We start from the raw sequence: 21,666 nt of genomic DNA on the forward strand, positions 1-21,666 counted from the left end.
TGGTCGTATATTACTTATAGCTTATCTATTCAAATTGCAACTTTGTTTTTCATAATTAATTATTGACAGAAATTATTAATTGGGTTATTATTAAATTATCGTTAACAAGTGAGGCAAAGAAATGATGATATCCAATAATTCTTCATTGCTAAAAGATAGTCAGGAGCTTACTAAAACTAAGCAGACTATATGGAAACCTTTAATTGCTGTTTCATTATTATCTATATTTAGTTTCATATCTGGTCAATATCTTCCTTATGTTATTATAGCAGTTTCTGGTTCTGGTCCTATTGCAGCAGTTCCTTTAGCAATTTTTGCTGTTTCTACGGTTGTTGCACTTATTTCAGTGACATATCTTGTTAAACTGGCTATTTCTAGAGATGATAATAAGAAAGAAGTAGGTCTTAATGGACAGAAATTCGGCCATACTCCATCTCAAGAACCACAAAAATTTGTGTGTAAAAATTGTACTAATCTGGAGAATAAATCAAATGTACCTACTCCTCAATCACCTCCAGTAACGTTTGGAACACAACCAAATCCAAGTGTCAGTGTACCACCGCCGCCACCTCCTCCATTGCCACAAGATGCTGCACTACCACCTCCGCCTCCGCATTTTTTTACAGCTTCCAAGCGTACGGAGCAACCTAAGAATGATGCACCGAAGAAGGCTGGTGAACCTGAGAATAATAATCATTCTACTCTGTTTGAACAGATAAGAGGAGGTACTACGTTAAAAAGAGTGGGCAGCAACAAAATTTTACAAATGAATTGAAAGCAAAATTAGAAAGTAGTGGGGGCACTGACAAAAAAGAAACACCAGAAGAGTTTGCTGCAAGAATAGATAGGGAGCAAGCAGAGAGAAAGAAGTCGGATGATAATGATTCAGATTGGACAAAGAGACTTAAGGAGAGAGCAGCAGTCATGCAATTCTCAGATAGTGAAGAGGAGTCACCGGTACCGCCAAGTTCGTGTGTTGATTCACCACAAGTAAATAATGTTGACTCAGTGGATAATGAGGTGCAAGATTCACCTCCTCTTTCTGTTGAGGATCGCATAGCACAGTTTGGTGGAAAAGCGTTGCGATGCCAAAAGGAAAATGTTGTACAAGGACTATGATAACTATGAAATGGTCAGCCATGCACTTCCCTTCCTTTTCAAAATAAGTTTACCTACAGGTCTGATTGTATTAAGATTACTTAATACAATCAGATCTATTATATGCGCTTATCCAAATATTACCTGCCAACTCTAAAGGAAAAGCCTGCCCATGCTAAAATTATCTCCCATCAATATTCTTTGCGTGCAGGTTTAATAAAGCAGATAGCATCTGGCATCTATACGTGGTTACCACTTGGTCTCTTAGTGCTTAAGAATATTGAAGATATTATCAGAGATGAAATGAACAAATCCGGTGCTATTGAAGCATTAATGCCTTGTGTGCAACCAGCAAGTCTTTGGCGAGAATCAGGGCGTTACGATGATTACGGTAAGGAAATGCTACGCATAAAGGATAGGCATGAGGAAGATATGCTTTTTGGTCCAACGCATGAGGAGATAGCAACTGATTTAATTAGAGATGTGGTAAAAAGTTACAAAGATTTGCCACTTTGTTTATACCAAATTCAATGGAAATTCCGTGATGAGGTAAGACCACGTTATGGTGTTATGAGGGGCAGGGAATTTTTGATGAAGGATGCATACAGTTTTGATGTAGATTACGAAGGTGCACTGAATTCATATAATTTGATGTACAAAACTTACATAAAAATCTTCAAACGCATGGGATTTACTCCAATTGGAGTTCGAGCTGATACGGGGCCAATTGGAGGAAATTTGAGCCACGAGTTTCATATATTGGCAAACACTGGTGAGAGCACTTTATATTATGACAATAAATTTTCTGAACTACTAGAGAGTGAAGATATTGAAAGTTTAAAGAGTATATACGCAGTTGCAGATGATATGCATGATCCTGAGACTTGCCCTATATCACAAGAGCAGTTAAATGTTAGTAAAGGTATTGAAATAGGGCATATTTTTTATTTTGGCGACAAATATTCAAAGCCTATGAAGGCAAGTGTTACTTCTCAAGATGGAAAAAATGTCAATATACATATGGGTTCGTATGGCATTGGGGTTTCAAGACTTGTTGGTGCGATAATAGAAGCTTTTCATGATGATAAGGGAATTATCTGGCCGGAGGAGGTAGCTCCTTTCAGAATTGGTTTAATCAATTTACAAACGAAAGTAACGGAGGCTGCAGATAAAATATACAAAGCTTTGAAGAGCGATGAAGTGCTTTACGATGATACGGAAGGGAGTGTAGGAGTAAAATTTTCTAGAATGGATCTGATAGGCTTGCCGTGGCAAATAATTGTCGGAAAGAAAGCAGTAAGTGAAAATATAGTTGAAGTAAAAAATAGAGCAACTGGAGAGGTAAAGGAAATGCAGATTGAGGAAGCAATAAATCACTTTAGCGCAAAATGATACACGGTATCGGCACTGACATAGTATATATACCAAGAATATTGAGAATATTACAAAAATACGGGGAAAAATTTCTCAATAGAATCTACACTGAAAAGGAAATAGAGCTAAGTAGAAAGTATAATAGTCAAGAAATGCGAGCAAGGTATTTTGCTAAACGCTTTGCAGCAAAAGAAGCTTTTGTTAAAGCACGAGGTAGTGGTCAGGGTATTACAATGAAAGATATAGAAATATACAATGATGTAAGAGGCAAGCCATATCTTACCGTTAGCAAGGATTTTATCTCCAAAATTCATCTTTCTTTAAGTGACGATGGAGATTACGCTACTGCATTTGTTGTAATTTGCGTCTATAGCTCACACAGATAAAGTTTACTCTTTTGTCATCTTATGGCTTACTGTATGAACATTCATTTTTAAAGGTAAACTGCACAGCAAATGGTCAGTGCTTGACACTGTCCTCCTTTGTCATCCCAGTGCCCAGACACTGGTTTTCTGCAATCTCATCGAAAACGTTTTTCTATGCTAGTTTGCTTGCTCACAAGCAAACTTTCCTGGATCCAAGTAGTCAGGGCACTGGGATGACATCTTTGTTGTGTTTAACAAAAACAAATGTTCGTACAGTTGTGGAATGAATCGCAGTATAGCTATAGCATACACAAACGACTAGTTTGCCAAAAAAACATAGCGGTTTTTCTATGATTTTAGTATAATTCTAGCTTTACCTAAACAAAAAGATGAATTATTTAATGGACTGTGTTTTAACGTCTCTTTCCTTACCATTTTCAATTACTGAGAATTATTTATTAATTACTGCGTTGATTCCACTTTTAAGTGCGTTAGTTATTTTTTTTACTGGTAAATGGCCCGGAGTGAACAATAGTATTACTGTCACTTCTTCTGTACTTCTGTTTACGTATACGTGTCTGTGCACTTTATATTGGGTATATGGTGATCATTCTCAATTTATTCTCATGGATTTTGGTAATAATTTGCACATTAGTTTAAAGCTAGAGTCTACCGGAGTAATATTCAGTTTATTAATATCGTTTTTATGGGTGCTGACCAGTATATATGCAATATGTTATATGCAGAATAACTATGCTGATAGCAATCACTCAAGTTTTCTATGCTTTTTTTCAATATCGATTGGCTGTGCAATGTTTATTGCTTTTTCTGGAGACTTGCTCACTACATTTGTCTTTTATGAGCTTCTAACTATTAGTACATACCCTCTGGTTACTTACAACTCAACAAATGAATCAATGATTGCAGGACGCTATTACTTTGGCGTGCTATTTTTCTCTTCTTTGGTATTATTTTTTCCTGCAATAGGCCTTTTATATCATGAATTTCATACTTTAGACTTTGTAAGCGGTGGAATATTCAAATTTGATACTTCACTCATCACTTTCATTGCAGTGTGTTTTGCTATGCTGATTTACGGAATAGGAAAAGCTGCATTAATGCCAATGCATTTTTGGTTACCAAAAGCAATGGTTGCACCAACTCCTGTGAGTGCACTACTGCACGCTGTTGCTGTTGTGAAATCCGGAGTTTTCATCATCATAAAAGTTATATTATACACTTTCGGCGTCGATAATATGCAACGTTTTGTGCAGCAAAATTGGTTTGCTGGAGGGTGGCTTCCGTACGCTGCTGGATTTACTATTATTACTGCATCATTGATTGCACTAAAGCAAAAAGAATTAAAGAAATTGCTTGCTTACTCTACCATCTCTCAATTGTCGTATATTATATTATTCGCTTCAATTTTTAGTGATCTCAGCATGAGGGTTGCAATTTTTCAATTAGTTTGCCACGCATTTGCAAAAATCACTTTGTTTTTCGTTGCCGGAGCAATAATAACGAGAGCAGGTGAGAAATATATAGATAAGATTTACGGTATAGGACGCAGTATGCCAATTAGCATGACAGCATTTGCTATAGGTGCATTGTCTATGATAGGGGTGCCGCCTGCTCCGACTTTTTGGGGTAAATTTCTCATTTTTCAAGCTGTTTTCAACTCTGGCAATGTAATACTTTCTGTGTTTGTAACTCTAGTGTTAATTGTTAGTACTATACTCAACGCTCTGTACTTTTTACCGATAATTTACAACGCCTTTTTCTTAAAACCTTCTCAGAATTACTTTATTAAAAAAACACCAATTCTTCTAGTTTTACCTCCAGTTATTACTGCTATGTGCACTTTGGTTATTTTTTTTAGCTACCAAGTAATATTTTAAAATCTGTATTTATAACCATTAACAATAAATTTAAATGGTATTATACCAGCCAGAGTTGCTTTTATATTCGACAAAGTGAAGCTAATCTCCACAGTATCCTCCTTATTTTGCTCGGTTGTAAAAACTACAGTAGCATTTCCAGCAAATGTAACTAAGTCCTTGGTCGATCGATCAATAGATAATGTTATTACATTTATGTTGGCGATTTTTCTTTTAGATAAAGACAAATTACCAGCTTCATTATTCGTTTTTTCCTGAAAGCCTTGATAGATTTTATGTATAGAATTGTTTCTTATAAAATTTTCTTGGTACTTCGGTTCAACGATCTTAATGGACTCGTATATTTCAATGTATTTACTTATTAAGTACCTCGCTGTGGAAGTGTATTCATCTTCCTTTTTACTGAAACTAAGCTTATGCATTGCAGAGAACTCATCTTCTGTGTGGTTCATATACTTCACAAAATTTAAATCTTTTTTAATAGGAAATAACAGGTATATGTTTAATGTTAATAAACATAAGCATACTAGGAGAAGCGATACTATTAATGCCATCCAAGATCTTTCTGCTACACAAAACAGATACCTATGGCAGTACCATTCGACTGCTTTACTGAAATAACTTTTGTTTTTTACTGATTCAAGCAATTTATCTTCCATAACACAATACTACCAGACCTAATCGGATCATTATAATAACAATAAGCTTAGATACTCTAAAAAAAACTTTAAAATATGTCTAAATTTTCCCAAATAGGATGAATGATTATATCACCTTGTTCTGCAATGAGGTAGAATTTATCGATTTTGCTCACATCTATATTTATCATTTTTACACTGAAATTTTCAGGATCATAAGTATTACTTTCTACACTTTTGTGATAATTATAATAATGTAATTTATTTTGATCATCAAAATAACCAAATTCATCAGCAAAGGTTCCCACTTTTCTACCTTTACCACTTTTGACTAGCTCAAATAGATCAATTACATGGTTTTGGGATCCAGGCTCAATAGGCCCTTCTGCAGCAAAAAATTTGGGTGCATGACCAATGTATTCCTTAAATTTTAGATTATGAGTCTTTTTTACACTACCAAAATCCACAAATTTATATTCATCTGAAATACCAGAATATTGTGGATCATACTTTTTATATTCAAAAAACTCATTACCTAAAAAATTACAAAACGTTAATTTATAATTATCATGATCGGATTTTACGACTTTAAGGTAATGAAAATCTCCAGGAATCTTTACTTCCTCTTCCGTAATATGATTACGTACAACAAGCTCACCATTTAGCATATGATAGCCAATTTTTGGCAAAGTAGCTATATTGATTGTCTTGTTTAGCTTAAAATTTGCTTCATAAATGCCACTTAACAACTCCTTTCCTTTTTCTAGGGTTATGTCTTGATCTGAAGCTATATTCTTAATTAAGCTTAATTTTTTCTGCATGTTCAATATGGCTTTCGTCAAAACTTCTATTGATTGCCATACAGTTAATTTATTATCAGTCAAATTATATACTTCGAGTATTAAATTAACAGAATTTTATCATGAATTTATGTTAAAAGTATTATACTTTGTAAACTTATGTCATGATATTAACTACATTAGCTAAAACATGCTTTTTATCTAAGTGGAGTTGCTTTGCGGCAACGAAAAGTTCATCTATTTTTTTCCACTGACTTAGCAGAATTTCAACACCATTTACCTCTCTCTTTATGCTTTCTAAAATGAAGGCCTGAATTATATATGATGCTAGTTCTAGTTCGATTTCGCTATTAATTACTTTATTAATCATATTGGGATTCTTTAAATCATGAAGAAATTTATAAAAGCATTTGTATGCTTCATAAGCATCACTACTTATTGTATTTATTATCATTCCTGGCATTCCAGGAAATAAAGTAATCATTTCGTCAAACGTTTGATTATCAAATTTACATTGAGATGAAGCAACTTGCTTTGTTTCATCATAAGTTAATGGGAGTAAATTTAGCTGAAAGCACCTACACCGGATAGTGGTTTGTATATCATATGGCTTATGGCTAATTATAAATATCTTAGAATTTTTTGGCGGCTCTTCTAATATTTTCAATATTGCGTTTTTAGCGTTATTAGTCATTGCCTCTAAGCTATCTATTATAGCTATTTTGTGTTCTGATTGAATGGGACTTAAGTGTAGAAAGTTTTTCATTTCTCTGACTTTTTCTATTCCGATAGTATCACCTTCAACAATGTGTAAGTCCAATGCTACTTCATTATAGTTTTTTATGAGTAACCAATTGGAGAAGGATTTTGCAAGTGTTGCTTTTCCTATACCTTTTTTACCACAGATCAGCCAAGACTGAACAGATAAGTTGTTCATTATTTTTTTTTTGGCTTGGTTGTGGCCTATTACTTTTTTCATTCTTTCTCCTATAGATTTTAGTTTGAAAATGCGTTGTTTACTGTTTGTAATGAAATTGCACCTTCCCTTAAAACCTTAATCTTATCTTCGGTTAAGTCAATAATAGTAGATTCTATACCAGAAACTAGTTCGTCATCTTCAATCACTACAGATAAATGTTGCTTAATGGATTGTGGTATATCGTTTGCCTTACATACACTTTCTTTTCCTGAAATATTTGTACTAGTTGCAACTATTGGAACTTTCAGTTTGTTTAGTATTGAAATTGCAATAGGATGCTCAGGAATTCTGATACCTATACTATCTTTAAAGAATTCGTTTGGCAATATGTTGTTGTTTTTAAGTGGTAAAATATAGGTAATTGGTCCAGGAGAAAAGTGGTTTATTAAATCAATATATCTTTCCTTTACCTTTGCTATTTTTGTCAAATTGTAAATATCACTAACAAATATAGACAGTGGTTTATTTTGAGAGCGTTTCTTTATCTGATATATTTTTCCTATAGATTCATTATCTAGTGCATTACAAGCAAGAGCATACACTGTTTCTGTTGGAAAACACACTAATAAATTGTTCTGTATTGCATTTATTATTTTAGATACCATATAGCTAAAAACTTATTCATAACAACTAGATCAGTTTTGTTGCACTGTATCTTATATAGTAACTGCTAGTTTTTGTAAACGTAATGCAACGCAGCTTACCATTTGTTATGCAGATTTGCTACAACCCAAACTCTTCATTGACTTTATCAATTATTGCCTGTGGTGGATCCTCTCCCCATCCTGAATACAAAATCTCTCCATAGTCTGCAACATCTATAGAGCCAGTTCTGCTTTTTGCTAGAAACATTTCTCTTTTCTCTTTATCAACTAATACATAATGCCACGCTGATTTTCCACGATCTTTACCACGGACTAAGTATATAAGATCTGACCTACTTCTTTTTGTTGCATCAGCAAAAGATCTTTCATTGACAGTTCTGCTTTTACTTTTTATGCCGCCACTTTCAGAAAAAGCTTCCTTGGATTCGGTTTTTTTGCCTGCTAATTCAGAAATTTTTCCTTTTTCCCCTAATGCCCGTTCTTTGGTGTTTTGAGACGAATACTTACTAGAAAAACCTTCCCCTGTACCGCCAGGAGTCCTGTTTGTGAAACGCTTAGTAAATGAATTATTGTCGTTGTTTTCTGCCATAAAAATCTCCAAACTTTAGATTGTAGAATCCAAACTTTTACTACACTTTATCATATGTTAATTAAATTAATATAAATGAAAAATAATATAGTAATTATTACAGGAATTACAGCTTCAGGTAAATCAGAATTATGCGATAACCTGATAGAAAAATATGGAAATATTAGTATAATAAATTGTGATTCAAAGCAGGTATACAAAGAAATTCCCATAATTACTGCTCAACCACTAAAGCAAGAAGAATTTTATAAATTATATGGTTATGTTTCAGCAAAAGAAAATTATTCCGTGGGTCTATGGTTAGAGGATTTAGAAAAAGAAGTTAATCACGCATTAGAAAATGCTCAAATACCTATCATCACTGGAGGAAGCGGGCTTTACATCAGCAGTTTAATCAAAGGCTTATCATCAATGCCACAAATAAGTCAGAAAGTAAGGAAAAATGTAAGCGAATTAAGGAAAAATTTAAGTAAAGAGGAGTTTTACAAATTAGTGCTAAGCAAAGATCCAAGGATTCAAGGTAAAGTATTCATGAATGACTCGCACCGCCTTTCAAGGGCACTTGAAGTTATCACTGAAACTGGCAAGTCGATTTTCGTATGGCAGAAAAATCGACAGCCTCCTTTATTCAATAATTTTAAGATATATACAATTTTGCCTAAACGTGAGGATGTATACCAAAAAATAAATTCTCGTTTTATCAAAATGATTGAAAATGGAGCAATTGATGAAGTAAAAAAGCTACTTAACATGAACCTAGCCCCACATTTGCCAGCTATGAAAGCACACGGAGTGCCAGAAATTATAAAGTACTTGAAAGGTGAGATTACTTTAGACGAAGCGATACAGATTGCTCAAACCAATACAAGACACTACGCGAAACGTCAGTATACTTGGTTTAAAAATCAATTTCCGAGTTCTAAAGTAATTGATTGTGCAAATAAGCTTACAGAGATTGAGATATCTTAATCATTATCAAGGCTAAGTCCTACCCTTATCGTGGGTAAGTGACTCTACACTGTTCACTTTCAGTTGCTTATCCAAGTCATGCTCTATTTTCAACTTAAATCCTAGCTTCTCGCAGAATTCGTAAAAATACTCCTTAATGACATCAAATAAATTTCTGCCATCAATTTTGTAATCTCTCAATTTTCGAGGAACAGTGAGCGACAATTTACCATCTTCATATGTTACATCTTTGTCACCTTGAGACTTAAGTGTGAATTCTAGCGAGCTATCCAATTTACATAATTCTTCTTCCAGTTCTGCAAAAGTGCGAACTGCAATTTTTTCTTCAATTCTGATTGCCGCATGACTTGGATCACTACAATTAATATGTGTTACATGATTAGACTGAAACAATAACCCATATGTTTCAGCTAAATGAAGGATAGGTCCTCCTTTACCATACAATGCACCCACATAAGCAGCCTGGTTACAATTAGTGATTAGTTCTTCTAGAATAGAATCATTTGGAACTTCTGCTTCAGCATATTCAAATAGCTCTGTAAAAACTTGTTTTACAAATTGGCGGTACTTATTTTTGTCATTTGAAATGAGGTTGGTATGTTTATTATATAATTCATCAACAAGCTCTTTTGTTATAACTTTGTTCTGAATAACAAGTTTCATTCTTGGAAGATCTACGTACATAGTTGCACCAGAATTCGCTTCAGCATTATCTTTACCAGCCCTCAACCTGCTAAAACCAAACTTTTCTGCTTGAGCTCTTAGTGTAACTATTGGATTTTCCTTTTCTTTTGGTGTAGAGCTGTTCATCATTAATACCTTGATATAGACTGCTAATGGTATAATAATACATAAAAATGATTAATAAGTTAATAAAATACCTACTATAAGCCCTATGATAGCAAATATAGTTAGGGGTAACTTAGGCTTACCGACGATTTTAAAAACAACAAATTCGTCATTCCGTTACGTGTTAGCGGCTGAGATACCGCGAATGAATCGCGGTATAACGTTAGAGAGCTGTGCTAGCTATAGTGCATACCTGACCATAAGGTGACAAGATTTTAAAAAGGCTCTATAACAGTTTTACACATGTATGAATCTCAATGAGCAATCAGATTTTTCTAAATAGCAGGCTGGAGAATATACCTAAATTTCATTCCGCAATATTACCTAAACTTTGTGGTGGGGACAAGGTGGTGGATCTGCTGTTTTATAAGCCACTTAGTTATGTGGATAGAAGCAAGTTACTATCTGATGCTCGAGTTGGAGAATTTACAACTTTCATTGCAAAAGTTTATGAACATCAGTCGCCCACTTTTAGAGGTAGACCATATAAAATAGTCGTTGAAAGTGAGAGTCAGTATATATTCATAGTCTTTTTTAATTACTCAGTTAAGTATTTATATAAACTATTTCCAATTGGAGCGAATGTGATCATCAGTGGCAAACTCGAAAAATTTGCTGAACATTGGCAAATTACTCATCCAGATTACGTGTCGCTTGACATCAACCAATTTAAAGAAATAGCTTGCATAGAGCCAGTTTACCAATTATGCCGTGGCATTACCAATAAGCGCATTGGGAACATAATAAGCTCTAATCTAAAGGAATTGCCTGATTTACCAGAGTGGATAGATGATACATTAATCAAGCAAAAAAAATGGTTAAGTTGGAGGGAAAGCATCATAAAGTTGCACAGACCAAGCTCATTGGCGGAAGCTGAGGTTTGTAGAAAAAGGCTTGCTTATGATGAATTGTTTGCGTATCAGCTAGCGCTGAAACTTGCAAGAAAAAATCATGTGAAAGAAAGGGGAAGAGAATTTATAATATTGAGTAAATACAAAGAGCAAGTTTTAAATGAATTGTCGTTTCAATTAACAAATGATCAAACTCGTGCAATAGATGAGATCTCAGAGAGACAAAAATCCAAGTATCGCATGATAAGCTTGCTGCAAGGTGATGTTGGTAGTGGCAAAACCGTAGTTGCACTTTTTGCGATGATAAATGTGGTAGAAAACAACATGCAGGCAGCTCTAATGGCACCGACTACTATCTTGGCGGAGCAACATTATAATTGGATTGAGGAAGTTTTATCCTGTACCGATATAAAAGTTGCGCTGCTTACTGGTAAAACTTCGCGCAAGGAAAGAAAGATTATCATGAACGAACTTGCAAGTGGTGTTTTAAATATAGTGATTGGCACTCATGCACTATTTCAAGCTAACGTTACATTTAAAAATTTAGGGCTTGCAGTCATAGACGAGCAACAGCGATTTGGAGTGATGCAGAGAAATCGCTTGGTAGGAAAAGGAGAAAATGCCGATATACTTTTCGTTACTGCAACTCCCATTCCAAGAACCTTGCAGCAAGCTATGTATGGTGATGTTGAATGTTCAATTTTGAAAGAAAAACCAAAATCCAGATTGCCAATAAAAACTGTAACTATGAACATTAGTAGGGTGCCAGATGTTATTGAAAAGCTAAAAGGTGCTATAAACAGGGGCGAAAAAGCATATTGGATTTGTCCATATATAGAAGAAAACGAAGAGACCAATATTGCTGCAGCAGAGATGCGTTTTCAGGAATTACAAAAAACATTTCTTGATAAAGTCGGGATAATACACGGAAAATTGACTCAGGAGCAGAAAGATCAAGTTATGTTTTCCTTCAAAAGGAATGAATTTTCTCTGCTTGTTGCAACCACTGTGATAGAAGTTGGTATAGATGTGCCAGATGCAACCATCATGATTATAGAAAATGCAGAGCAATTTGGGTTATCACAATTGCATCAGTTAAGAGGCAGAGTAGGGCGAGGAAACAAGCCATCTTTTTGTGTATTATTATACGATAATTTAAGTAAAAGCTCATCTTCAAAGTTAAAGATCATGTGTGAGTCACAAGATGGATTTTACATTGCTGAAAGGGATATGATGCTAAGAGGCAGTGGAGATATTTTAGGCACAAAACAATCAGGATGTATGGAATTTAAATTTGCTGATTTATATCAGGACAAAGAGCTGCTCAATCTCGCGTATAATAACGCAAAAGGCGCAATGGCTGATTTTGAATTACTGCTTGATATATTTGAATATAGGAGTAGATTACATTTTTCAAAATTTCAGTAGAAAAACCAGGTAGCCCGCAGAAACAAAAAAACTTACTTGACACCCTTCGCCAACCCCCTTATCATGAAACTGAAGCTATTGTATTTGCTTTCGCCAATCTGCAGATTAAAAGGTAAGGATTACTTAATGTATCGGCGTCTTATGTTCAATTTTTTGCAGTATATAGATACTGTATGTCTTTACAAAACTTCATCTACATCTAGATTTTTATCTAAATAAGCTGAACGCGCTTATAAAGCGTTACAAGACATCAAAAAATGCCAATACTCGACAGAGATAGTAAAAGACTAGCTAACTCGGGGATTCTTTGTCTTTTTTTCTGCTTAGTAAATTTCTTAAACATTTGCAGCGTAAGTTAGTTGCAATTAAAAGCGGCTGAATCTCGCTTGTCAAGCGTTTAAAACATAAAAAACGCCAATATTTTAAAGCGGATAATAACCACGGGGCTTCTTTTGCCTTTTTTTTCATTTGGTAAATTTCTTAATGTTTATGGCTAAACGACAACCGTCATCCCGCTGCTTGTTAGCGGGATCTCTTGTTAGCGGCTGAGATACCGCGAATGAATCGCGGTATGACGTAGATTGCTGTCATTCCAGTGCTCCTTTTTTTGTCATCCAAGCAGCCTCCTATGGTGTCATCCCAGTGCCCAGACACTGGGATCCAGCATTTCATGCAATCCCATCAAGAACGTTGTATTTTACATAACACTTTTATGCTTACCAACCCAGTGTCCAATCAAAATTCCTGGATCCCAGTGTCAAACACTGGGATGACACCATAGGGGCACTGCCGTCATAAAGGAACCAGTGTCAGCTACTTGAATGACATCATAGGGGCGCTGGCCTGACAACCGTCATCCCGCTGCTTGTTAGCGGAATCTGCTGTGGCGACATAAACTCAAATCATTTCAAATTTCAATCCAAAGAGGTATCATTATGTCAAACAACTTCAATTTTAAAGAATTTTTTAACCACTATGAAACAAATAGTACGTCAGATGATATACAAAGGTATTATTTGCTGTGGAAATCAGTAATAGCGCAGGCAATGATTGATGCAGCAAGTCACTGCAAAAAAACAGAAAGCTTGGTAGAAAAACGTAAGGCAATTTCTTGGTTATCAGACTTTAGTCAAGATTTTGTGCACACATGTATATTGGCTGATTGTGATCCGGTATACGTAAAAAATAAAATACAGCCAACCTTAAAAAGCCTTACTAGATAAAGCCTTTTTATATACTTAATGAGGTTTACTCCTTTTACCGAAAAAAATATAATTCAATCTCCTATCTATAGTTGCCTCTATATCTTTGATTAATAGCTGCTTTATCATGTTTACTTTTCGCTTTGCATCTTGAGCTTGACGCTCATTGTTACCACTGTTATTGCTGTAATTATTCTTATCACTATAACTACTGCCACTTGGTTTGCTACTGTTACTGAACTCACTACCCTTTTTTCTTCTTGTGTTGAGTATCTGTATTATCTTTTCCTTTAAAAAGGACTTCCAGCCTGTGCCAAGTAATAATTTATAGAGAAAATGCGGAGTAAGAAACGCCACTAATATTCGAATAGAAATTCCGTAACCGAGATCTTCCCTATTTTCATAATACCACTTGCAATATTGAAACAAACGGTAAAACGCATTTTTGAAAGAGCAAAATTCTACAGCATACCAAAAACCATTGCTGAGAAACATGAGCACAATGCTGAATGTGTAAAGATACATTGTGAAGAGAAACAGTTTCACAATTATATCTTTGAGACTACCTAATATATAATTCAATAATCTTAATTTATAGAAAAGTGATATCATTTCACACCCACTTCAATATGGCTGGGGTGGAAGGATTCGAACCTTCGCGTGGCGGTATCAAAAACCGCTGCCTTACCACTTGGCTACACCCCAATACTACTTACATCAATAACACTATTAGCCCAATTAGTAAAAGATTTATTTGCTTTTTCTATGGGCATCACAGCAATAGCTGGCTGATCATAAGAATGCATTGCTTCGATTTTTTCTACAATTTTATCAACTTGATCATTCCTGCTCTTCATAATTGCCACTACTTCACAACTATTACTAATTTTACCTTCCCATAAATACAGAGAATTCACTTCGGGAAATATATTTACACATACAATTAATTTCTCGTTTAACAATTCTTCAGAAACAGTTTTAGCCTCCTCAAAATTTGAAAAAGTTGTATAAACCAAAACTAAATTATTCATTAGTAGCTACATAAATGCATTGCTACTATACTCTACCGAGATTTATTCATCAAGAGAAAATAACGCCAGCGCGTACTGTATGAACATTTGTTTGCAAAGGTAGTATGTTAAGTGTTATAGCTAGTTTGCCTCAAACGTAAAGGTGTCATCCCAGTGCCCCTGTGATGTCATTCCAGTGCTTGACACTGGAATCCAGTTTTCCATATAATCTCATCGAAAACGTTGTAACCACTTTCTATGCTAGTTTGCTTGTAAACAAGCAAACTTTCCTGGATCCCAGTGGGCTTTGTTGCATCGCTAGCTATGATGGATTAAAGATAAAAAAGATAGGGAATATCAGTAGCTTATTATTCTGGTATTTATAACAAGAACGGTCAATGAATACCTAAATTTGAGTAAAAGAAATTTCACTACCATTTACCAATCCGGCTAAAATTCAAGAATTTCAATGCTTTAGCTATTTTCAATAGAATTAAATTTATTAATATAAATAACAAATTACTATTCTTAAATTTGATCAGATTGATTGCAAAAAAACAAGATTTTCAATAGGTTGCTTATAATCCTAACTATAGTTAGCCTTTCATAAGTAGCGATGCAACAAAGCCATCCCAGTGTCAGCTACTCGGATGACACCTTTCCTAGCAGAGAAATCACAATGTTCATACGGTTGTACGCATACCGCTGGGATCTAGGATTTTTCTATAGTTTAAAAACAAAAAAAGGACGTTACTCATTGAGTAACATCCTTTTGGAGAAGGTAGAAGTTTTACTTATTACACTGTTCCTGGAGTTGCTGTAGCTCTTGAGTTGACAGGTTCTGCACTAGGTTGATCTAGAGATGCGCGTCGTTTTGCCAACTTTTCTTCGAGTTCTCTGTCAAATTCTTCTTTTAAAGGAAGAACTTGTTTTCTTGTTAGCGTAGAAGAACCAGAACCCATTCCACTATCAGTAGAATTACTGTGAGTGAGAGTTCTGTTACTCAAACTATCCAGGTTTTGCTCCACAATAGGATCACTGAGAACATCTTCACTGAAAGAACTTTGTCCATTTAAGTTAGTCAATGAGGCGCTTCTAGGTAGTTCTGGTGGAGCAACTGGAGTAAGCTTAGGAGTTAAGCTACTAGATGAATTGCTTCTACGGACTGTTGCAAAGTTCTGAGAATCTGAATCAGAGACAGTAGCAGTACTTTCAGTTCCTATAGAATTTAGTGAATTGCTTTTTGACAAGCTGTTAGATTGTTCAGAGCCTTTTCTTCCCAGTGAAGAGAATGATGATGACACAGACCTAGTTAAACTTTTGACAGAAGGCCTGTTAGCTTTTTTCTCTGCTCTGTCAAACATATTGCTTACGCTTGAGTACAAATGATTTTCTCTACATTCTTTAATAACCTTCTTAATTTCATCGTGATGTTCAGAGAAAACACTGTCGATGAAATAACTACCTTTAGGTAATGACCTTTGTGTTAACAAGTTATGCAAGCTTTTTTCATTTAAATTATTAATGAATTCTTTCTGTACTTGCCATCCAGAAGTATGTTCAATCTCCCCTGATTTTGCCTTCTCTGCCATTTTTAAATCAATTTCTGACGATATTCCAGAAAGTATATTTTTCACTAACCCAGAATTATTTCCTTTATCAGCAAAAATTGCTTTCATATCATTTCTTATTTCGTCAGATTTCTTAATTGCATCTGGAGTAAACCTTTTTACCTTATCTAAATAGTCCGTCTCACCAGATGCCTTATGGAACTTATTTGCCACTCCTTCGCCTACAAAACTAGCGCCTTTTTTCAGTGAATCTACTGAATGTTCATAACCTTCTTTCACCTTATCTTTAACATGCATAGCACCATCTCTAACTTTTCCGGCAGCGTATGTTGATGCGTCCTTAACTTTCCCAGCAGTATATTTCGCCCCATCAACTGTTTTTTCTGCTGACCACTTGAGCCCTTTATATCCAGATTGAACTGCTTTTACAGCGACTTTTACAGCGAAATATAAAGCAAGACCAACTATAGCACCCGGTATAGCAAGTGTTGCACCAACTGCCAAAAGTGGTAGTACTGCCGTAAATAACCCACTTGCTGTACTTACTACAAGAATCTTATCTCCTTGTTTCATCTTAGAGAATTCTGTATCTCCTTTTAACAGGTCAGTCATTCTTTCTTTTAGCTTCTTGTGATCATTAGCAATATCTGAATTTGGTAGATTTTGCATCGTTTTATTCAAATCAAAACTATCTTCTGGTTGGTTTTGTTGAGTTCCAACAGAATTTGAATTTTTTTCATTATGTAACATTTTAAACCTCACTATTAATTAAATATATTATATTGTACACCCTCGATTCTTAAGTTAGTGTTAAATTGATTGCCAGTATTTATTTGTCTTCAAATAATTTCGCTTGACGTGTTTTGTGGTAACATAGAAAATTAGGTCAAGAAGCTGCAGCATTTATGAAGTATAGAAAAAGAACACTCATCTTTTTGGCTGTTATAACTTTAATAATAATAGCTTTACTATTTAGGTATAATTCCCATTTTCACAAAGACGTAGTGCACTTAAAGAGTGACAACAAAGAATTCAAAAAAAAGCCAGAAAATTCCATAGAGTCGACCATATTACATAGAGAAAAGGAAGTGTACGATCATGTTTTCCATCCTGATGATTAATTTGTAAATAAAATAGCAATTTATGTTTGCATTTTCTTATTAAAGAAGTAATATTAGCGTATTAATTATAGAATCAATCATTATGTTTGATGATAATAATCCTTGGAATCTGGGAAAGAAACCGGTAGGGAACAAAACTCCTAATAATGAAGATATTTTAAGTAAAGCTGTATCTGATATAAGGTTCTTTCTTAATGGATTAACCAGAAACAGGGGCAAAAAACCTTATTTCATCATTTTCATTATTTTGCTGTTCTATGCTTGCACTGGCTTTTATATTGTCCATCCTAGTGAAGAAAGTATAGAACTTACCTTTGGTAAATATTCTAATACAGAAACACCTGGTTTGCGTTATCACTTCCCCTACCCTATTGGCAAGGTTTTTAAAGTGAACGTTAAGGAAGTAAATCGTGAAGAAATTGGGGTAAGTAGTTCTTATGGGCGAGATACAGATCGCGGTGAAGGCGTGATGCTAACTGGAGATGAAAATATAGTCAACGTTAACTTCGAGGTTCAGTGGCGCGTTAGAGATGCTAAGGACTATTTATTCAAAGTGCGGGATTACAAACCCGGTTTCAGTGTTAAAAATGCTGCTGAAAGTGCCATGAGAGAAATAATAGGTAAAAATACGATCTCTTTTGCACTTGGTCAAGGCAGACCAGAAATTTCTAGAGATACTAGAATTCTATTGCAGCAGATTCTTGATGGATACCAAATGGGTATAGAGATTTTATCTGTTCAAATGAAAAAAATTGATCCACCAGAAAAAGTAATCAGTTCGTTTAGAGATGTACAAAGTGCTCGTGCAGACAAAGAGCGTACTATAAACGAAGCATATGCTTATAATAATGATATTATACCTCGAGCAAAGGGTGAAGCGATAAAGATAAAATTAGATGCACAAGCATATGAAAATGAAATAATAAATGAAGCAAAAGGTAATGCAAATCGCTTTTTATCTCTTTATGAGGAATATAGACAGAATCCTTCTCTCGTTAAGAACCGTATTTATCTTGAAACTATGGAAAATATTTTCAGTAAGGTAGATAAAGTTGTTGTAACTGATGATCTGAAAGGTATGTTTTCTTATTTACCTCTTACAAATTTAGGAAAATAACCATGAGTAGTAATATTAAAATTGTTTTTGTTTCTGTATTTGTTGTTTTATTGATTGTTTTATTTAATTCAATATTTGTTGTGCAAGAAACAAAGCAAGCGATAGTTATACAACTCGGTAAAGTTGTAAGGGATGTTAGGGAAAGTGGCTTATATTTTAAGTTGCCATTCATAAATAGTGTAGAGTTTCTTGATAAAAGAGTTTTAGATTTAAGTCCTGATAAGATCCCAAGGGAAGTGATAACAGCGGATCAAAAACGTATTATAGTAGATGCATATGCAAAATATAAAATAACAAATCCTGTTATTTTTTACCAGGCTGTGAGGAATGAATCAGGGCTGGTTAGAAGATTATATCCGGTTATAGAAGCACACATAAGAGAAAATATAGGCAGATTTTCGTTGATTAGCTTGTTGAATGAAAAAAGATCAGAGGTTATGCAATTGATTCAGCGTGGAGTTTATTCTGAAGCTGAAAAATTTGGCATAGAAATAATAGATGTAAGAATTAAGAGAGCAGACTTACCAGAAGAAAATAGTTCTGCAATATTTCGCCGTATGCAAACTGAAAGGGAAAAAGAAGCAAAAGAAATTAGAGCAGAAGGAGAGCAAGCTGGGCAGGAAGTTAGATCAAAAGCTGATAAATTAAAAAGGGAAATTATCTCCAGTGCAGTAAAAGAATCGTACGAAATAAGGGGCCGTGGTTATGCTGAAGCAACTAGAATTTATAATGAGGCATTTAAGGTCGATGAAGAGTTCTTTAACTTTTATCGCTCTATGAGCGCTTACAGTAAATCATTTGCCGAAAATAATACTAAATTTGTACTTTCACCAAACAATAACTTTTTAGATATTTTAAATAAGGGGTGGAAATAGTCTATGAAAAGTAAGGCATTTATTTTATCTATATTTGCATATTTTCTAATTGCGTTTTCTTCGTACGCTAATATGTTTGATTGGAATGCAAAAAAGGTCGTTAATGCTAGCACTACTGCATGCAACTGTAATCAAGGACTTGCCGATTTAGTGGAAGAACTCATTCCTGCGGTTGTAAATATTTCAAGCGAACAAATCATCAAACAAGAAAATAACAGCAGAACTAGAGTTCCATCTATGCCAGGAAATAATTTTTTTGATGATTTTAGAGAGTTTTTTGAGCATTTTGATCAGTTTTTTATGGATAGGGGCCCTAGTGTTAACAAAGAGGTGGTGTTGCTTGGTTCTGGGTTTATTATAGATAAAGGTGGAACTATAGTAACCAATTATCACGTTATTAAAAACGCCAAAGATATCACAGTTACTATGAACGATAATACTTATTTCAAAGCAGAAGTTTTAGGCTATGATGCAAGAACTGATCTTGCTGTGCTTAAGATTAATTCTGATAAAGATCTTTCTTCTGTTGCATTTGGTGATTCTGATAAAGCAAGGGTTGGTGATACGGTTATGGCAATAGGTAACCCATTTGGTTTGGGTGGCTCTGTAAGCACAGGAATTATATCTGCAAGGTCCAGGGACATTAGTATTGGCACTATGAATGAATTTATTCAAACTGATGCTGCAATTAATAGGGGTAACTCTGGAGGACCGTTATTTGATTTAAATGGAAAAGTTATAGGTATTAATACTGCTATCTATTCTCCATCTGAGTCTGGCGGCAACGTGGGTATAGGTTTTGCCATACCATCTAATTTAGCTATGTCAATTATTGACACATTAAAAAGTGGCAAAAAAATAAAACATGGTTGGCTTGGTGTGCAAGTTCAGCCTATAACGAAAGAATTTGCTGAGTCCTTGGGTTTAAAAGATATAAAAGGCGCATTGGTTGCAAGTATAGTAAAGGATAGTCCTGCAGAAAAAGGTGGGATTAAAGTAGGTGATATATTATTAGAATTTGACGGTAAAAAAATCGATAGAATGACACAATTACCTCAAATGGTTTCAAGAGCTGGACCTGAGAAAAAAGTGCAAGTTAAGTTACTTAGAAAGAGCAAAGAGGTTAATATTAAAGTTGTGATCGGAGAATCTACAAATGATGGCCAAGATAACAATCAAGAAGAAAATAAATCAACATCTGATTATGTAACCGGTTTAACTGTTTCAAATCTGCCAAAAGAATCAAAAGAAAGTAAAAATAATGTACCTACAAAAGGTGTGATAGTTACCAATGTAGATAGTAACAGTAATGCCACGTTGCGTGGTATTAAAAAAGGAGACATTATTATCCAATTAGATGGAACCGATATAGAAAATACTAATGATTTTCAAAAACAAGTTGATTCAGCAGTAAAGAAAAACGGTAAAGATTCAATAATGTTGCTCATTTACCGCAATGGAAATCAATTCTTTACTTCGATAAAGTTGAAGAAATAGCACTCGTAGGTTATTTACTAAATTAGCAGCATTGTAAGCCTGTCACTGTAACACCTCAATCTTACAAGACAAATCAAAACTATTAAAGTCTACATTCCATTCACTAAAATACACATATGGATAATATAAATTTTCTAAAATTCATTGAACTGTGCTTTCAAACAGTGGTGCCGGGATGTGAGTATAATGATTATCAGTACATAAAAGTCATAGCAGACAGGCTGGAAGCAGCGAATGCTGGCGAAGTAAGGCGCATAATATTCAATATGCCTCCGCGTTCAATGAAGTCCATATGTATGAGTGTTGCGTGGCCCGCATGGATACTGGGCAACTGCAAGAATAATAGTTGCAAGTTATTCTAAGTTGCTTAGTGAAAAACATTCGCTTGATACCATGTGCATAATGCAATCTGATTGGTATAAAGAACTATTTCCAGAGGTAGAACTATCCAAAGACCAGAACACTAAATATAAATTCCAAACAGTGCAGAGAGGATTTAGAATCGCAACATCAGTTGGAGGAACATTAACCGGTGAAGGTGGTGACTTTATTATTGTGGATGATCCGCTTAACCCTGCTCAAACTTTGAGTGAAACATTTAGAAAACGTGCCACAAACTGGTTCGATCAGACTTTAGTAACGAGACTCAACGATAGAAAAAAAGGAGTAATTGTGCTTGTGATGCATAGGCTCCACCTGGAAGACTTAACTGGGCACCTCTTATCTAAGCCAAAAAACATATGGCATCACATTTGTTTGCCAATGATTTCTGAAAATAAGGAGGTTATTTATTCAATTAATAACCATACTGGTGTCATTCCCACTGCCAT

General features: G+C 34.7%; 20 protein-coding genes, 1 tRNA gene and 1 pseudogene. 12 read left to right on the forward strand and 10 right to left on the reverse strand.

Translation table 11 applies throughout. The features are described from left to right. The first annotated feature begins 121 nt into the window (after positions 1 to 121). From ABWU55_RS04190 to ABWU55_RS04210, 5 genes are all read left to right on the forward strand, one after another. Entirely contained in the window at positions 122 to 775 is a 654-nt protein-coding gene (locus ABWU55_RS04190) for a hypothetical protein (protein WP_209472625.1), read from the forward strand. Further along, the gene (locus ABWU55_RS04195; RefSeq protein ID WP_010962849.1) at positions 772 to 1,119 is read left to right on the forward strand and encodes a hypothetical protein; all 348 of its coding nucleotides are present in this window, start codon (positions 772 to 774) and stop codon (positions 1,117 to 1,119) included. Before ABWU55_RS04190 ends, ABWU55_RS04195 begins: the two co-directional genes overlap by 4 nt. Positions 1,120 to 1,221: 102 nt before the next feature. Next, on the forward strand, positions 1,222 to 2,490 hold the full coding sequence (proS, locus tag ABWU55_RS04200) for a proline--tRNA ligase (protein WP_022626352.1): 1,269 nt from the start codon (positions 1,222 to 1,224) through the stop codon (positions 2,488 to 2,490). Then, complete coding sequence (locus tag ABWU55_RS04205) at positions 2,487 to 2,858, forward strand: holo-[acyl-carrier-protein] synthase (protein WP_010082456.1); 372 nt, start codon at positions 2,487 to 2,489, stop codon at positions 2,856 to 2,858. The genes proS and ABWU55_RS04205 overlap by 4 nt, the downstream gene beginning before the upstream one ends. Positions 2,859 to 3,238: 380 nt before the next feature. Continuing rightward, complete coding sequence (locus ABWU55_RS04210; RefSeq protein WP_010962853.1) at positions 3,239 to 4,735, forward strand: proton-conducting transporter membrane subunit; 1,497 nt, start codon at positions 3,239 to 3,241, stop codon at positions 4,733 to 4,735. On the opposite strand, the gene ABWU55_RS04215 is transcribed toward ABWU55_RS04210, so the two are convergent. From ABWU55_RS04215 to ABWU55_RS04235, 5 genes are all read right to left on the reverse strand, one after another. Continuing rightward, positions 4,732 to 5,394, reverse strand: coding sequence for a hypothetical protein (locus ABWU55_RS04215; RefSeq protein ID WP_010082435.1), 663 nt, complete (start codon positions 5,392 to 5,394; stop codon positions 4,732 to 4,734). The two genes, ABWU55_RS04210 and ABWU55_RS04215, sit on opposite strands and share 4 nt — an antisense overlap. Before the next feature lie 68 nt (positions 5,395 to 5,462). Next, on the reverse strand, positions 5,463 to 6,257 hold the full coding sequence (locus ABWU55_RS04220) for a hypothetical protein (protein WP_022626354.1): 795 nt from the start codon (positions 6,255 to 6,257) through the stop codon (positions 5,463 to 5,465). Positions 6,258 to 6,330: 73 nt separating this feature from the next. After that, positions 6,331 to 7,152 carry an AAA family ATPase gene (locus tag ABWU55_RS04225; RefSeq protein WP_038199127.1) on the reverse strand — a complete coding sequence of 274 codons (822 nt, stop codon included), beginning with the start codon at positions 7,150 to 7,152 and terminating at the stop codon, positions 6,331 to 6,333. A gap of 17 nt (positions 7,153 to 7,169) precedes the next feature. After that, a complete protein-coding gene (locus tag ABWU55_RS04230; protein ID WP_006280292.1) occupies positions 7,170 to 7,757 on the reverse strand; it encodes an L-threonylcarbamoyladenylate synthase in 588 nt (195 codons plus the stop codon). Between the two features lie 118 nt (positions 7,758 to 7,875). Further along, the gene (locus tag ABWU55_RS04235) at positions 7,876 to 8,346 is read right to left on the reverse strand and encodes a hypothetical protein (RefSeq protein ID WP_010082479.1); all 471 of its coding nucleotides are present in this window, start codon (positions 8,344 to 8,346) and stop codon (positions 7,876 to 7,878) included. Between the two features lie 75 nt (positions 8,347 to 8,421). Between ABWU55_RS04235 and miaA the strand changes: the two genes are divergently transcribed. Continuing rightward, positions 8,422 to 9,315 (forward strand): tRNA (adenosine(37)-N6)-dimethylallyltransferase MiaA, encoded by an 894-nt coding sequence (miaA, locus tag ABWU55_RS04240; protein ID WP_265016027.1) that lies wholly within the window; start codon positions 8,422 to 8,424, stop codon positions 9,313 to 9,315. A 12-nt stretch (positions 9,316 to 9,327) separates the two neighbouring features. Here miaA and ABWU55_RS04245 read toward each other — a convergent pair whose 3' ends face one another. Next, complete coding sequence (locus ABWU55_RS04245; protein ID WP_209472619.1) at positions 9,328 to 10,125, reverse strand: hypothetical protein; 798 nt, start codon at positions 10,123 to 10,125, stop codon at positions 9,328 to 9,330. 296 nt (positions 10,126 to 10,421) lie between these two features. Here ABWU55_RS04245 and recG point away from each other — a divergent pair, with 296 nt between their 5' ends. After that, positions 10,422 to 12,443: an ATP-dependent DNA helicase RecG gene (recG, locus tag ABWU55_RS04250; RefSeq protein ID WP_209472617.1), complete on the forward strand. Its 2,022-nt coding sequence runs from the start codon at positions 10,422 to 10,424 to the stop codon at positions 12,441 to 12,443. Positions 12,444 to 13,378: 935 nt separating this feature from the next. Beyond that, positions 13,379 to 13,666, forward strand: a complete 288-nt coding sequence (locus ABWU55_RS04255) for a hypothetical protein (RefSeq protein ID WP_007549783.1) — start codon at positions 13,379 to 13,381, stop codon at positions 13,664 to 13,666. Between the two features lie 15 nt (positions 13,667 to 13,681). On the opposite strand, the gene ABWU55_RS04260 is transcribed toward ABWU55_RS04255, so the two are convergent. From ABWU55_RS04260 to walE1, 4 genes are all read right to left on the reverse strand, one after another. After that, positions 13,682 to 14,257 (reverse strand): hypothetical protein, encoded by a 576-nt coding sequence (locus tag ABWU55_RS04260; protein ID WP_010962863.1) that lies wholly within the window; start codon positions 14,255 to 14,257, stop codon positions 13,682 to 13,684. An 18-nt stretch (positions 14,258 to 14,275) separates the two neighbouring features. Next, positions 14,276 to 14,350, reverse strand: a tRNA-Gln gene (locus ABWU55_RS04265). Continuing rightward, positions 14,341 to 14,676, reverse strand: coding sequence for a divalent-cation tolerance protein CutA (cutA, locus tag ABWU55_RS04270; protein ID WP_006279213.1), 336 nt, complete (start codon positions 14,674 to 14,676; stop codon positions 14,341 to 14,343). Before cutA ends, ABWU55_RS04265 begins: the two co-directional genes overlap by 10 nt. 776 nt (positions 14,677 to 15,452) lie before the next feature. Further along, positions 15,453 to 16,976, reverse strand: coding sequence for an actin bundler (walE1, locus tag ABWU55_RS04275; RefSeq protein ID WP_010082451.1), 1,524 nt, complete (start codon positions 16,974 to 16,976; stop codon positions 15,453 to 15,455). A 453-nt stretch (positions 16,977 to 17,429) separates the two neighbouring features. Between walE1 and hflK the strand changes: the two genes are divergently transcribed. The 4 genes and pseudogenes from hflK to ABWU55_RS04295 all read left to right on the forward strand — a co-directional run. After that, a complete protein-coding gene (gene hflK / locus ABWU55_RS04280) occupies positions 17,430 to 18,464 on the forward strand; it encodes an FtsH protease activity modulator HflK (RefSeq protein ID WP_010962866.1) in 1,035 nt (344 codons plus the stop codon). A gap of 2 nt (positions 18,465 to 18,466) precedes the next feature. Then, on the forward strand, positions 18,467 to 19,339 hold the full coding sequence (gene hflC, locus ABWU55_RS04285) for a protease modulator HflC (RefSeq protein ID WP_182319521.1): 873 nt from the start codon (positions 18,467 to 18,469) through the stop codon (positions 19,337 to 19,339). Between the two features lie 3 nt (positions 19,340 to 19,342). Further along, the gene (locus tag ABWU55_RS04290) at positions 19,343 to 20,836 is read left to right on the forward strand and encodes a DegQ family serine endoprotease (protein WP_353286160.1); all 1,494 of its coding nucleotides are present in this window, start codon (positions 19,343 to 19,345) and stop codon (positions 20,834 to 20,836) included. A 116-nt stretch (positions 20,837 to 20,952) separates the two neighbouring features. Further along, a pseudogene (locus tag ABWU55_RS04295) lies at positions 20,953 to 21,643 on the forward strand (hypothetical protein); the annotation flags it as partial. Between the last annotated feature and the right edge of the window lie 23 nt (positions 21,644 to 21,666).

It is taken from the genome of Wolbachia endosymbiont (group A) of Crataerina pallida, from assembly GCF_964028475.1.
GTDB lineage: Bacteria > Pseudomonadota > Alphaproteobacteria > Rickettsiales > Anaplasmataceae > Wolbachia > Wolbachia pipientis.

Bases quoted from the DNA above. Each gene is read 5' to 3' on its own strand.
- ABWU55_RS04260 (WP_010962863.1), bottom strand. From the start codon at position 14,257: ATGATATCACTTTTCTATAAATTAAGATTATTGAATTATATATTAGGT.
- walE1 (WP_010082451.1), bottom strand. From the start codon at position 16,976: ATGTTACATAATGAAAAAAATTCAAATTCTGTTGGAACTCAACAAAAC.
- ABWU55_RS04190 (WP_209472625.1), top strand. From the start codon at position 122: ATGATGATATCCAATAATTCTTCATTGCTAAAAGATAGTCAGGAGCTT.
- proS (WP_022626352.1), top strand. From the start codon at position 1,222: ATGCGCTTATCCAAATATTACCTGCCAACTCTAAAGGAAAAGCCTGCC.
- ABWU55_RS04255 (WP_007549783.1), top strand. From the start codon at position 13,379: ATGTCAAACAACTTCAATTTTAAAGAATTTTTTAACCACTATGAAACA.
- ABWU55_RS04290 (WP_353286160.1), top strand. From the start codon at position 19,343: ATGAAAAGTAAGGCATTTATTTTATCTATATTTGCATATTTTCTAATT.
- ABWU55_RS04210 (WP_010962853.1), top strand. From the start codon at position 3,239: ATGGACTGTGTTTTAACGTCTCTTTCCTTACCATTTTCAATTACTGAG.
- ABWU55_RS04245 (WP_209472619.1), bottom strand. From the start codon at position 10,125: ATGAACAGCTCTACACCAAAAGAAAAGGAAAATCCAATAGTTACACTA.
- ABWU55_RS04230 (WP_006280292.1), bottom strand. From the start codon at position 7,757: ATGGTATCTAAAATAATAAATGCAATACAGAACAATTTATTAGTGTGT.
- ABWU55_RS04225 (WP_038199127.1), bottom strand. From the start codon at position 7,152: ATGAAAAAAGTAATAGGCCACAACCAAGCCAAAAAAAAAATAATGAAC.
- cutA (WP_006279213.1), bottom strand. From the start codon at position 14,676: ATGAATAATTTAGTTTTGGTTTATACAACTTTTTCAAATTTTGAGGAG.
- hflK (WP_010962866.1), top strand. From the start codon at position 17,430: ATGTTTGATGATAATAATCCTTGGAATCTGGGAAAGAAACCGGTAGGG.
- ABWU55_RS04215 (WP_010082435.1), bottom strand. From the start codon at position 5,394: ATGGAAGATAAATTGCTTGAATCAGTAAAAAACAAAAGTTATTTCAGT.
- recG (WP_209472617.1), top strand. From the start codon at position 10,422: ATGAGCAATCAGATTTTTCTAAATAGCAGGCTGGAGAATATACCTAAA.
- ABWU55_RS04235 (WP_010082479.1), bottom strand. From the start codon at position 8,346: ATGGCAGAAAACAACGACAATAATTCATTTACTAAGCGTTTCACAAAC.
- miaA (WP_265016027.1), top strand. From the start codon at position 8,422: ATGAAAAATAATATAGTAATTATTACAGGAATTACAGCTTCAGGTAAA.
- hflC (WP_182319521.1), top strand. From the start codon at position 18,467: ATGAGTAGTAATATTAAAATTGTTTTTGTTTCTGTATTTGTTGTTTTA.
- ABWU55_RS04205 (WP_010082456.1), top strand. From the start codon at position 2,487: ATGATACACGGTATCGGCACTGACATAGTATATATACCAAGAATATTG.